General features: G+C 73.6%; 12 protein-coding genes. 2 read left to right on the top strand and 10 right to left on the bottom strand.

Annotation, left to right across the window (positions count from 1 at the left end; genetic code table 11):
- Positions 1 to 160: 160 nt before the first annotated feature.
- The 8 genes from ACIQIB_RS05220 to ACIQIB_RS05185 all read right to left on the bottom strand — a co-directional run bounded on the left by ACIQIB_RS05220 (position 161) and on the right by ACIQIB_RS05185 (position 6,339).
- Positions 161 to 826 (bottom strand): class F sortase, encoded by a 666-nt coding sequence (locus ACIQIB_RS05220; RefSeq protein ID WP_400756776.1) that lies wholly within the window; start codon positions 824 to 826, stop codon positions 161 to 163.
- 218 nt (positions 827 to 1,044) lie between these two features.
- Entirely contained in the window at positions 1,045 to 1,377 is a 333-nt protein-coding gene (locus ACIQIB_RS05215) for a TcmI family type II polyketide cyclase (RefSeq protein ID WP_363614520.1), read from the bottom strand.
- A gap of 5 nt (positions 1,378 to 1,382) precedes the next feature.
- Entirely contained in the window at positions 1,383 to 1,838 is a 456-nt protein-coding gene (locus tag ACIQIB_RS05210; protein WP_363614522.1) for an SRPBCC family protein, read from the bottom strand.
- Position 1,839: 1 nt separating this feature from the next.
- On the bottom strand, positions 1,840 to 2,100 hold the full coding sequence (locus ACIQIB_RS05205) for an acyl carrier protein (protein WP_363614524.1): 261 nt from the start codon (positions 2,098 to 2,100) through the stop codon (positions 1,840 to 1,842).
- Between the two features lie 106 nt (positions 2,101 to 2,206).
- The gene (locus tag ACIQIB_RS05200) at positions 2,207 to 3,448 is read right to left on the bottom strand and encodes a beta-ketoacyl synthase N-terminal-like domain-containing protein (protein WP_363614526.1); all 1,242 of its coding nucleotides are present in this window, start codon (positions 3,446 to 3,448) and stop codon (positions 2,207 to 2,209) included.
- 5 nt (positions 3,449 to 3,453) lie between these two features.
- A complete protein-coding gene (locus tag ACIQIB_RS05195; protein ID WP_400756773.1) occupies positions 3,454 to 4,710 on the bottom strand; it encodes a beta-ketoacyl-[acyl-carrier-protein] synthase family protein in 1,257 nt (418 codons plus the stop codon).
- On the bottom strand, positions 4,707 to 5,132 hold the full coding sequence (locus ACIQIB_RS05190; protein ID WP_363614530.1) for a cupin domain-containing protein: 426 nt from the start codon (positions 5,130 to 5,132) through the stop codon (positions 4,707 to 4,709). The genes ACIQIB_RS05195 and ACIQIB_RS05190 overlap by 4 nt, the downstream gene beginning before the upstream one ends.
- Positions 5,133 to 5,172: 40 nt before the next feature.
- Positions 5,173 to 6,339 carry a SchA/CurD-like domain-containing protein gene (locus ACIQIB_RS05185; RefSeq protein ID WP_400651378.1) on the bottom strand — a complete coding sequence of 389 codons (1,167 nt, stop codon included), beginning with the start codon at positions 6,337 to 6,339 and terminating at the stop codon, positions 5,173 to 5,175.
- Positions 6,340 to 6,648: 309 nt separating this feature from the next.
- Here ACIQIB_RS05185 and ACIQIB_RS05180 point away from each other — a divergent pair, with 309 nt between their 5' ends.
- Entirely contained in the window at positions 6,649 to 8,274 is a 1,626-nt protein-coding gene (locus ACIQIB_RS05180) for an FAD-dependent monooxygenase (RefSeq protein WP_363614534.1), read from the top strand.
- A 79-nt stretch (positions 8,275 to 8,353) separates the two neighbouring features.
- On the opposite strand, the gene ACIQIB_RS05175 is transcribed toward ACIQIB_RS05180, so the two are convergent.
- A complete protein-coding gene (locus ACIQIB_RS05175) occupies positions 8,354 to 10,030 on the bottom strand; it encodes an APC family permease (RefSeq protein WP_400651382.1) in 1,677 nt (558 codons plus the stop codon).
- 315 nt (positions 10,031 to 10,345) lie between these two features.
- Positions 10,346 to 11,326 carry a serine/threonine dehydratase gene (locus ACIQIB_RS05170; protein WP_400756898.1) on the bottom strand — a complete coding sequence of 327 codons (981 nt, stop codon included), beginning with the start codon at positions 11,324 to 11,326 and terminating at the stop codon, positions 10,346 to 10,348.
- 251 nt (positions 11,327 to 11,577) lie between these two features.
- On the opposite strand from ACIQIB_RS05170, the gene ACIQIB_RS05165 reads away from it, so the two are divergent.
- Positions 11,578 to 12,447, top strand: a complete 870-nt coding sequence (locus ACIQIB_RS05165; protein ID WP_400756770.1) for an EamA family transporter — start codon at positions 11,578 to 11,580, stop codon at positions 12,445 to 12,447.
- Positions 12,448 to 12,468 lie beyond the last annotated feature (21 nt).

Raw genomic sequence — 12,468 nt, 5'->3', positions numbered from 1 at the left:
CGGGGGCGGGGGGGGGGCGCCGCCGGGCCCGCCCCCGGGGGGGCCCCGCCGCGGGGGGGGGGGGCCGCCCCCCCCCGCCGCCATGGCCGGGTCCCGCAGCCCGGGCCGCGCGTCCAGCCGTACACCGGACCAGGAGCCGAGCCCCGTGTCAGCGCGCCCGTCAGGCCCTGTGCGAGGACTCCAGGTGCGCGAAGACCACCACGTTGTCCAGGTAGTCGTGGCGCGTGCGGTCGTACGTACCGCCGCAGGTGATCAGCCGCAGCTGCGCGTCCGGCGTGTTCCCGTACACCTTCTGGTCGGGGAAGGCGTTCTTGGCGAAGGTCTCCACGGAGTCCACCGAGAAGACGGCGACCGTGCCGTCCGCGCGCGTCACCTCGACCCTGTTGCCCGGCAGCAGCAGGCTGAGCAGCAGGAACACCGACGGACCCTTGGCGGTGTCCACGTGCCCGGCCACCACCGCGCTGCCGCGCTCGCCGGGGGTGGCGCCGTCCCGGTACCAGCCGACCAGGTTCTTGTCGTCCAGGGGCGGCGCGTTGAGCTGGCCGGCCGCGTCCAGGGTGAGCTCGGTGAACGGCGCGTCCACGGCGATCTGCGGGATCCGCAGCCGGGTCGGAATGGCCGGCTTCAGCGCCGGCGCCCCCGGTGCGGCGGCCGAACCCGGACCGGCCCCGGCGGCCCCGATGGCGGCCGGGGGAGCGGCCAGGCCCAGCACCGGTCCGGACGAGGGCTTCGCGCCGACCGAGTTGTAGATCAGCAGCAGACCGGCCGCCATCGCGCCCATACCCGTGCGCAGCAGCCGGGACGTACCAGGGACGGGACCGGCCATCACTCCACTCCTTCGGCATCAATGTCGGGTGCGCCGCTCCGGGTGCCGTCGCCGGGGCCGGTGCGGGAGGCGGTGGCCGTGGCGGGGAGGCGAGCCCGCCGCCGGGCAGCGCCAGGTCGCCACCGCCGGTGTGCGCGCCGCTGTGCGGCGTCTTCTCCTCGGTCTTGTGGACCGCCCCCGGCGCGGGCCGGGGGCGGTTCCACGGAGGGCGGGGCAGGTCAGTTGGGCCCGCCGCGCTCCCAGCGGTAGAACTCACGCGCCATGGCGTCCTTGGGCTCCCGCCAGGTGGCCGGGTCGTACGCCTGCACGTAGGCCGTGAGACGGTCGCTGACCTGCCGGAACTCCGGGTGGCCGATCACCTTGGCGACGGCCGGGCCGGGCGGGCGGTCGGCCTCGATCAGGTGCAGGTAGACGTCGCCGAACTGGAACAGGCTGCGGCCGGTGACGCCGATCAGGTGCGGCAGTTCGCCCCGGTCCGACTCGGCGAACACGTCGGCGATGCCCTGGGCCGCGTCCGGCTTCATCCGGGCGACGATCAGTGCGCGGTGCATCCCGTTCACACCTCCCCGGCCTGCTTCTCGACCTTCTCGCGGATCAGCTGCATCTGGACCCGCGAGTTGCGGTTGATGTGGTTGACCATGCCCTTGTCGTCGACCGGCGCGGTGGGCTTCATCGCGAAGTCCTGGATCCAGCGCATCCGGGTGCCGGCCGGGACCTCCGCGTACTCCCAGCGGATGTCCATGAACTCGAACGGCCCGGGCTCGACCCGGCGGGCGCGCACCGCGAGCGAGGCCCGGTCGGTGGTGCGCTCGGAGACCCAGCTCCAGACCTGGCCGTTCTCGTCGGGGTGCATGGTGAGCCGGAAGCGCACGCTGTCGCCCTCCCGCTCCAGCACCTCGACCGAGGCGTACTCGCTGAACAGCTGCGGCCAGTTCTCCAGGTCGTTGGTGATCTCCCAGACCAGGTCGAGCGGCGCGGCGATGACGATCTCGTTGTCCGTGTGTCCGGGCATCTCAGGCACCTGCCGTGGTGGAGAGCGAGGCGTTGACCAGTTCCACGAACTCGGCCGGGGTCTTGGACGACTCCGCGCCGGACGCGACCTTGAGTCCGTGCCGGTTCTCCAGCTCGCCGACCACGCCGAGCAGACCGAGGGAGTCCACGCCGAACTGGTCGAAGCTCGCGCCCGGGCGCTCCAGGTCGAGCGGGTTGACCACGACGCCGGCCCGGGCCTGGATCAGGGCGGCCAGTTCGGGATAGCTGAGGGTGTTGTTCACGGGATGTCCCTTCAAAACAAGAGCGGATCAACAGACGGATCAACAGGCGGGCCGACAGGCGATCGGGAGCCGAGCCGAGCCGGACCGGGGGAACGGTCGGGCCCGGTCAGTCCAGCCGGCCGCGCCGGAGCACCAGCGCGGCGTTGGAGCCCATCAGCCCGCGGCTGAGCACCAGCGCGGTGCGCAGTTCGGCCGGTCGGGCATGGCCGGTCACCAGGGCGAGCTCATGGCAGACCTCGGTGACGTTGGGGGTGGGCGGCAGGACGCCGTCCTCCATCGCGAGGACGGCGGCGGCCGTGTCCAGCATCGGCGCGCCGCAGTAGGCGCGTCCGGTGCCGGTCTTGGGTGCTGTCACCGGGACGCGTTCGGCGTACGGGCCGAGGGCGTCGGCCAGGGCGAGGGCCTCGGCTCGGTCGGCGGCCGGGACACCGAGGGCGTCGGCGAAGACCACGTCGATCTCCTCCGCGGCGATCCGCGCGTCGTTCATCGCTATCCGGATGGCGTTGGCCAGACCCTCGCGGGAATCCTCCCAGCGGGAGGCGCCGGTGAACGTGGCGCCGTGTCCCACCAGCAGGGCACGGACGGTGGCGCCGCGCCGGCGGGCGGCCTCCTCGTCCTCCAGCAGCAGCATCGCGCCGCCCTCGGCGGGGGCGAAGCCGTTGGCGGCGGGGGAGAACGGCAGATAGGCCCGGTCCGGGTGCTCGGCGAGGCTGAGTTCGGGGTAGCCGAGCTGGCAGACCATCGAGTACGGCGCCAGCGGGGCCTCGGCGGCGCCGACCACCACCGCGTCGGTGCCGCGCTCGATCGCGCGGGCGGCGTGCGCGAGCGCGTCCAGGCCGCCGGCCTCGTCGCTGGCGACCACCCCGCAGGGGCCCTTGTAGCCGCCGCGGATCGAGATCTGGCCGGTGCTGGCCGCGTAGAACCAGGCGATGGACTGGTAGGGGCCGACGAACTTCGGCCCCTGACCCCAGAGTTGCTGGAGTTCGCGCTGGCCGAACTCGCCGCCGCCCGAGCCGGCCGCGGTCACCACGCCGACCGTGAACGGATCCTTGGGGTCGGGGCTGAACCCGGCGTCCGCCACAGCGAGGTCGGCGGCCGCCATCGCGTAGTGCGTGAAGCGGTCGGTCTGTACGAGGTAGCGGCCGTCGATCACGGCCTGCGGGTCGAAGTCCCGCACCTGGCCCGCGACGCGCAGCGGAAGATCCGCGCAGCCCTCGCGGGAAATCCGGTCGAGGACGCTCACGCCCTGCCTGGTGGCCTTCCAGAAGGCGTCGGCCCCCACGCCGTTCGGCGCCACCACGCCCAGGCCGGTGACCGCTGACCGGCGGCCCTGTTGACGTGACGTCATGGATCTCACCCCGTTCTGTTGAGCACAACGGCGGACTGGAATCCGCCGAATCCGCTGCCGACCGACAGGATGTGACGGAGTGGCAGCTCCCGCGCCGTGCGCGGTACGTAGTCGAGGTCGCACTCCGGGTCCGGAGTCTCGTAGTTGGCGGTCGGCGGTACCACGCCGTGGGCCAGCGCGAGGGTGCAGGCGACCAGCTCGATCGCGCCGATCGCGCCGAGCGAGTGCCCGACCATCGACTTGATCGAGCTCATCGGCGTCTTGTACGCGTGCCCGCCGAGGGAACGTTTGACGGCCGCCGTCTCGTGCCGGTCGTTCTGCTTGGTGCCCGAGCCGTGCGCGTTGACGTAGTCGACGCCGGTGCGGTCCACCCGGGCGTGGTCGAGGGCGTCGTCGATCGCCCGGGACATCTCCAGCCCCTCCTGGGTGAGGCCGGTCATGTGGTAGGCGTTGCCGAAGGTGGCGAAGCCGCCGATCTCGCCGTAGATCCGGGCGCCGCGACGGCGGGCGTGCTCCAGCTCCTCCAGCACCAGGACGGCGCCGCCCTCGCCGAGCACGAAGCCGTCCCGGTGGGCGTCGAAGGGGCGGGAGGCGTGCTCCGGGTCGTCGTTGCGCTCGCTGGTGGCCTTGATGGCGTCGAAACAGGCGACGGTGATCGGGGAGATCGGCGAGTCGGAGGCGCCGGCGACGCAGATGTCGGTGCGCCCCTCCTCGACCGCCTGGAAGGCGTAGCCGATCGCGTCCAGCCCCGAGGTGCAGCCGGTGGAGACCGTCTGCACCGGGCCGTGGGCGCCGACCCGTTCGGCGACGGTCGAGGCGAGGGTGCTGGGCGCGAAGGCCCGGTGCAGCTGGGGCTCGGCCCGCAGGTGGTCGACGTCCCAGCGCGCGCCGCCGGCGCTGACCAGGGCGTAGTCGTGCTCCAGCCGGGTGGTGCCGCCGACGGCGGTGCCGAGCGAGACGCCGATCCGCCACGGGTCCTCGGCGGCCAGGTCCAGGCCCGCGTCGGCGATCGCCTCGTCCGCCGCCACCATCGCGAACTGCACGTAGCGGTCGGCTCGTTGGACGTCATGTTGGCTCAGCCTGTGGGCCGCCGGGTCGAAGTCGCACTCGGCGGCGATCCGGGAACGGAATCCGGCGGGGTCGAAGAGCGTGATGCCCCGGGTCGCCGTCCGGCCGGAGGTGAGCAGCCGCCAGAAGGCCGGCACGCCCACGCCTCCGGGTGCGACCACGCCGATTCCGGTGACGGCGACACGCCTGGTCACGAAGCCGCCTTGGCGTGTTCCGGCGGGCCGGACGTCGCGGTCTCCTCGGTGTCGACGTGGCCGAGTTCCGGGCGCGGTGCCAGCGGGCCGAGGTGGAAGACCATCCGGGCCTCGGTGTCGCCGACGTTGCGGAAGCGGTGGCGCATGTTGAGCGGGATCATCAGGCCGTGGTCGGGCTTGAGCGTGCGGGTGACGCCGTCCAGGTCCACCTCCAGGTCGCCGGAGACCACGAACACGAACTCCTCGGAGTACGGGTGGTAGTGCTCGCCGATCCGCTCGCCGGGCTGCACGATGGCCAGGCCCATGAACCCGCTGGTGGCGCCGCAGGTGGTCGGGGTGAGCATGGCGCGCAGATCGCCTCCGCGCCGACGGTTCTCCGGCGCCTCGTCGACGTGCACGATCCGTGGGTACTGCGTGGACATGGTTTCTTCCTCCGGGGCTGGGCTGGGATCGGGTGGTTGGTCAGCTGTCCTGCGAGCTGCGGTCGGTGACCGGGCTCATGGCCCGGGCGGCGAGGAAGCGGCTGAGCCCGGCGACGGTGCGCAGGTCGCCCCCGGGGCCGAGGTCGAGCAGCCGGCCGAGGGCGGCGGCCTCGCGCTCGCCCGCCACGCCGAGCGCCGCCGCCGGGTCGGCCTCGGCGGGCACCCGGAGGTCCACCAGGCGGACCACGGTGTCGTCCCGGTGGAAGACGGTGCCGGTCACGACCGGCCCGGTCGGGTCGGCGGTGGCCTCGTCGTCGTACGCCGAGAGCAGGTCGGCGACCTCCTGCCCGCTGCCGGGCTTCACCGGGTAGAGCACGGCGTGCCGGTGCAGCCGGCCGGCGGTGGGGGAGCCGGCGACCGCCTGGTGTCCGGCGGGCAGCGCGGCGCGGGCGAAGAAGGCGCGCGCGGACTGCGGGTCACCGAGCTGGCGGGCCTCCTCCAGATGGGGGTTGAGCTCCGCCTCGACGCTCCGCACCTCGGGCTGCATCGCGACATGGCGCAGCGCGTCGCCGAGGTTGCCGATCACCTCGACGGCCCGGACCACCCGGTTGCCGTGCATGAACAGCGAGGTGCGGCGCAGCCGGGTGGTCTCGTCCACCTCGGCCTTGGGCGAGGTGTAGCCGGACAGGATCCGGGCCACCTCGTGTTCGCTGCCGGGCTTGACGGTGAAGGTGAGGGCGTGCCGGACGACGCCGTCCGGGCCGGGGTCGGCCTTCGGCGGGCCGACGTGTCCGGCGGGCGTGGTGCGCGGCAGGCCGGGCGGCACCTCGACGGGGCGGGCGGTGCCGGTGGCCCCGGCCACGGAGGTCTCCCGGAGGATGGTGTAGCGCATCGAGCGGAAGGTGTCGCTGACGCAGCCGTGCATCGGCTTGACCATCTCGCGGTGCGCCGGGCTTTCCACCCACTTCAGGAAGGTCTCCTGGTCCCGCCACTCGCTGGTGATGAGCCACTGCCGCGGGTCGTTGATCGACTGGCAGAGCTGGTCGCTGACGTGGCCGGGGACCGAGGCCACCTGGTGGCGGAGGTTCTCGTAGACGTCGAGGAAGCGTTGCTGGGCGCCGTCCTGGATCTCCAGCATCAGCACCACCCGGAGCCGGGTGTCGGAGTCGGCGTGCTGCCGCGCCTGAGGTTCTGACAGAGTCGTCATGATCCACTTTCTGCTCTGGGCCGCTCGCCGCGGGCCGCGGTGGGCGGCGTCCGGCGGGGATCTCGGGTGGGACGGCGGGCGGTGCGGCGGGCGGAGGCGTTCGGCCCGGGCGGTCGGCGCCAGGCCTGAGGTCGATCGTGCGCGGAGCCCACGGACGGCGCGAGATATGCGGGCCATCCGGGCGAAGGGGCGGCAGAAGGCCGTCGGCGCGGGGGATGGAAGGACGGGGGCCGTCCACGCCGGCCCCGCGGAGGGCGGCATGGGCCACCGCGGCGGTGCCGCGGATCCCCTTACAGGCTGGAGCAACTGATGAATCCGAAAGTTGACGACCGGGTGCCGGTCCTGATCGTCGGCGGCTCGCTGGTCGGGCTGTCGGCCTCCCTCTTCCTGGGCCGACTGGGTGTCAGACACCTGTTGGTCGAGAAGCACGCGGACACCTCGCATCACCCGCGTGGCCGAGGCAACAACGTCCGCACGATGGAGCTCTACCGGGTGGCCGGCATCGAGCCGGCGATCCGTGAGGCGGCCTCGGTGCTCGCCGCGAACCACGGCATCCTGCAGGCCCCCTCGCTGACCGGTGAGGAGCAGGAGTGGCTGTTCCGGGAGATCGACCCCGGCGGCCGGCTGGCCCGGTTCAGCCCCAGCTCGTGGTGCCTGTGCAGCCAGAACGACCTGGAGCCGGTGCTGCTGCGGTCGGCCCGCGAGCTGGGCGGGGACGTCCGCTTCAGCACCGAGCTGGTCTCCTTCGAACAGGACGCCGACGGGGTGACGGCGCTGCTGCGCAGCCGGGAGACCGGCGAGGAGCGGCGGGTGCTGGCGCGGTACCTGCTGGCGGCGGACGGTCCGCGCAGCCCGGTCCGGGAGCGGCTGGGCATCGGCCAGACCGGCAAGGGCGAGCTGTTCCACAACGTCAGCATCACCTTCCGGGCCAAGCGGCTGGCCGAGGTGGTGGGCGACCGCCACTTCATCGCCTGCTACCTGACCAACCCGACGGCCGACGGCGCGCTGCTGCCGGTGGACAACCAGGAGGAGTGGGTCTTCCACGCGCCCTGGCACCCCGAGGACGGCGAGCCGCTGGAGGCGTTCACCGACGAGCGGTGCGTGCGGCACATCCGGGCCGCCATCGGTATGCCGGACCTGGACGTGGAGGTGACCGGCCGGGCGCCCTGGCACGCGGCGGAGCGGGTGGCGGAGCGCTACTCCGGCGGGCGGGTCTTCCTGGCCGGGGACTCGGCGCACGAGATGTCGCCGACCGGCGCGTTCGGCTCCAACACCGGCATCCAGGACGCGCACAACCTGGCCTGGAAGCTGGCCGCGGTGCTCTGCGGCTGGGCCGGCCCGGAGCTGCTGGAGACGTACGGTCAGGAGCGCCGCCCGGTCGCCGAGGTCACCAGCGCGCGGGCCTCGGCCCGGTCCGCCGAGCACAGCCACCCCGGGTACTCGGTGGTCCCGGGGGCCGGCCGGCAGGCCGGGGTGCTGGCGGTGGCGCTCGGCTACCGCTACCCGGTGGGCGCGGTGGCGGGGGCGGACCCGGCCGGTGCGGTGGTGCCGGAGCGGTTCGAGTCGGCGGGCGAGCCCGGCAGCCGGGCGCCGCACCAGTGGCTGCTGCGGGCCGGGGTCCGGCTCTCCACCCTGGACCTGTACGAGCAGACGATGGTGCTGCTCACCGGCCCCGAGGGGACGGCCTGGCAGGAGGGCGCCCGGCGGGCCGCCGACCGGCTGGCCGTGCCGCTGGACGGCTACCGGATCGGCACCGGCGCGGAGGACGACCTGGCGCCCGAGCCGGGCGCGGACTTCGCCGAGCTGCACGGTGTCCGGCGGGACGGCGCGGTGCTGGTCCGCCCGGACGGCTTCGTCGCCTGGCGCTCGGAGGGGGCCGTGGACGATCCGGAGGCGGCCGTGGCGGCGGCGCTGCGGGCGGTGCTGAAGCTGTAGGGCGGGAGCCGTCGGACGTGCCTCGGACGACGTGTGGGCCCGCCGGATCGGCGGGCCCACACGCGGGTGGCGCGGAGGGTCAGTGGCCGCCCTCGTCGACCACCTCGACGTCCTCGATGTTGCGCTCGATCGCGTCGGTGGGCAGGGCGACCCGGATCGCCCAGAAGTAGACCACGAGCGAGAAGACGGCGACCACGGCGATGTCCCACCACATCGGCAGGTTGCCCAGGCCGTCGCCGAAGCCGCCCTGCCAGGAGATGATCCCGAGGCCGACCAGGTAGACCGGCAGCCACTGGGCGGCGCGCCACTCCAGCCTGGGCGCGTTCGGCAGGCCCTTGCGGATCGCGTACGCGGCGTAGCCGCCGAGCAGGGCGTAGCCGATCAGGATCGCGACGCCCAGGCGGGACAGGGTGTGCCAGCCGGACCAGTAGATGATCAGGCTGGAGACCACGAACGCGGCCGGGGAGATCAGCCCGCCCAGCGGCAGCCGGTAGGAGCGCTCACGCTCGGGCAGCCGGCGCCGCAGCGCGCCGAAGGCCAGCGGGGCACCGGCGTACATCAGCACGCTGGCGGAGGTGATGAAGCCGACCAGCTCCTGCCAGCTGGGGAAGGGCAGGAAGCAGATCACCCCGGTGACGAAGGAGGTGATCAGCCCGAACCACGGCACCCCGCGCTTGTCCAGCCGCTCGAAGAGCTGCGGCGCGTAGCCGTTCTTGCTCAGGCCGAGCGAGATCCGGGAGGTCGAGGTGGTGTAGATCAGGCCGGTGCCGCCGGGGGAGACGATGGCGTCGAAGTAGAGCACCCAGGCGAGCCAGCCGAGGCCGATCAGGGTGGCGAGGCCGGCGAACGGGCCCTCGATGCCGGGGAAGTCGAGGTTGCCCCAGCCGCCCGCGAAGGAGGTGGCGGGCAGCGCGCCGATGAAGACGACCTGGAGCAGGGTGTAGATCAGGGTGCCGACGGCCACCGAGCCGAGCACCGCGCGGGGGATGTCGCGCTTGGGGTTGCGGCTCTCACCGGAGATCTGGATCGCCTGCTCGAAGCCGAGCAGGGCGAAGATCACACCGCTGGAGCTGATCGCGGCCAGCACGCCCTTGACGCCGAACGGCGCGAAGCCGTGCGAGGTGAAGTTGGAGCCGTGGAAGTTGGTCACGGCGAGCACGAAGATGGCGAACAGCGGGACGAAGATCTTCAGCCAGGTCGCGACGCTGTTGGTGTGGGCCAGCACCCGCACACCGAGGAAGTTGACGGCGACGAAGATCGCCATCAGGAAGGTCGCCACCACGAAACCGCTCGCGGTGAGCGTGCCGTTGTCGTTGAGCAGGCTCCGCGCGATCTCCCAGTGCCCGGCGTAGCCGATCATCGCCTCGACCTCGATCGGCGCCACCGTCGCGGCCTGCAGCCAGGTGAACCAGCCGAACGACATGCCGGCCAGGCCGCCGAAGGCGTAGTGCGGGTAGCGCGCGGTGCCGCCGGAGACCGGGAAGAGCCCGCCGAGCTCGGCGTGCACCAGCGCGAGCAGGACGATCGCGACCGCGCCGATGCCCCAGGAGACGACAGCCGCCGGGCCCGCCACCACGACGGCGTTCTTGGCGCCGAACAGCCAGCCGGAGCCGATGATGGAGCCGACCGAAGCCCATAGCAGGCCGATCAGGCCGACCTCGCGGCGCAACGAGCGGTGGGAGGGACTGGGGGCTCCGGTGGGGGAATCGGAGCCGGTGCCCGTGCCCGGTGAGGACAGCTGGTTGAGGGAAACCATTCGTCGTCTCTCTGTGTGTGGGGGCCCCGGTGGTCGGAGCAAGGAGAGTTGCCACACAGTAGGCGCATGCAGAGGCGCCTGCACAGATTCCGTTACTGAATGTTTACGTACTTTTCTGGATATACGCGCTGGTAGGGGGTGGTGCGGTCGCGGACTCGTTACGTGACCGATCAGTAGGTCCGGGGATTTGAGCGGGAATTGAGAATGCCCCCGAGGGTGGCATTGTGAACGGCCGACGCGCTTATGGAAATGGAAGGCGCCGCATGGTGATGCGGCGCCTTCCAGGGGCGGGCGGGTACGAACTTCCTCCGCCCGCTAGCGGGTTGCCGCCAGGTCCGACGGGTCGGTGTTGGCGCCGCAGAGCAGCACGGCGACCCGCTCGCCCTCCGCGGCCTCCCCCGCCTCCACGGCGGCGAGGGCGGTGGCGGCCGCGTACTCCACCGCGATCCGGCGCTCGTCCCACAGCTCCTGCCGGGCCCGGACGATGGCGGTGTCCGGGACCAGCACCGAACGCACACCGTCGTGCTGGGCGGCGTGCACGGCGAGCGCGGTGGCCCGGCGGGCCCCCAGCGCGTCGGCGGCGACCGAATCCACCGTGACGTCCACCGGGTGACCCGCCGCCAGCGCCGCGTTCAACGCCCGGCTGCGCTCCGGCTCCACCGCCACCACCCGGACGCCGTGCTCCCGGGCGGCGGCCGCCACGCCCGCGAACAGCCCGCCGCCACCCACCGACACCACCACCGTGTCCAGGCCCGGCAGTTGGGCCCGGATCTCCTCCAGGACGGTGCCCGCCCCGGCCGCGATCAGCGGGTGGTCGTACGCGTGCGAGGCCAGCGCGCCGCTCTCCGCCGCGAACTCCGCGCAGGCGGCCAGCGCCTCCGCGTACTCGGAGCCCGCGAGCCGCACCTCGGCACCGTACGAGCGCAGCCGGGCCAGCTTCACCGCCGGTGCCGTCTCCGGCAGGAACACCGTGGCCCGCACGCCGAGTTCACGCGCCGCCCAGGCGCAGGCCAGCCCCGCGTTCCCGCCCGACGCGATGGTCACCCCGGCCGCCGGCAGGCCGCCCGCCTCGGCGTGCGCCAGCAGGAAGTTCTGCGCCCCGCGCGCCTTGAAGCTCCCGGTGTGCTGCAGGAACTCCAGCGCCAGCCAGACCCGTCCGCCGTCGTCCCCCGGCGCCACCGCCACCGGCCGTACCCGGCCCGCGATCCGCTCCCCGGCCGCCTTGACCTCGTCGTATGTCAGGTGGTCCACGCCGCTGCTCTCCTCCGCCCGGGGGCGGAGGCCGACCTCCACCATGTCCCGGCCCGACCGTACGTTGCGCAAGCGAACGATGAGAAGGCCGCGGGCGGCCCGGGCCCGGGCCGTCGTCGACGGCCCGGCCGCGTACCCTGACCCGTATGCGTCCTGTGATCCTGCCGCCGCCCGTCCGATAGCGGGCGGCACACTCCACGACTCCCTGCCCGGCGGCCCTGCCGCCACCGGGTCGATAGCTGCCGCCCGCACCACCCGCGGACCTCATCCGGCATCTCATCGTGGAGAACCGACGCATGACCTCGCACACCGCCGTGCCGTTCCGGCGCGGCCTGTTGTCCATCTCGGCCGCCGCGGTCGCCTGGGGCGTGGGCGGAGCGGTGGCGGCGCTGCTGCTGCGCACCAGCGGACTGGGCCCGGTGTCCGTCTGCTTCTGGCGCCTGGCCGTTGCCGCCGCCTGTCTGACCCTCCTGCCGTCCGGCCGGCGCCGCGCCACGCCCGGCCGGCGCGGGGTCGCCGTCCTCACCGGGCTCGGGCTGGCCGTCAGCCAGGCCGCCTACTTCGGCTCGGTGCAGTACGCGGGCCTCGGGCTGGGCACCCTGATCACCATCGGCGCGGGGCCCGTCCTGACCAGCCTGGGCGCCCATCTGCTGCTCGGCGAGCGCCTCACCGTGCGGGCGGTGTCCGCGATCGCCCTGGCACTGGCCGGGCTGGCGCTGCTGGTCGCCGCCCCGGCGGCCGGCCCGCGCCCGGTGCTCGGTGTCGCGCTTGCCGTGCTGGCGGGCGCGGTGCAGAGCGGACTGACCCTCTGGGCGCGCGGCGGCGGCTCGACGGGGGCCACGGCGGGCGCGTTCGCGACCGGCACGCTCTGCCTGCTGCCGGCGGCCGCGGCCGCCGGTGTCCTGCCCACCGCGGGCGACCTCGCCCTGACGGCCGGCGCCCTGCTCTTCCTCGGCACGGTGCCGACCCTGCTCGCCTACCGCTGGTACTTCGCCGGTCTCACCGTCGTCCCCGGCGCCACCGCCTCGGTCCTCGTCCTGCTCGAACCCGCCACGGCGGCGCTGATCGCGACCGCCCTCTTCGACGAGGAGGTGACCCCCGCGCTCCTGGCCGGCTCCGCCCTGCTGCTCACCGCCGTCGCCGCCCTCGCCCGCGAGTCCGGCTGAGCGGCCCCGGGCCGGTCCGCC

The sequence above is a fragment of the Kitasatospora sp. NPDC092286 genome (assembly GCF_044755565.1).
Classification (GTDB): Bacteria; Actinomycetota; Actinomycetes; order Streptomycetales; family Streptomycetaceae; genus Kitasatospora.
Note: the sequence above shows the minus strand (reverse complement) of the source record. Positions and strands in the feature narration are given on the sequence as shown.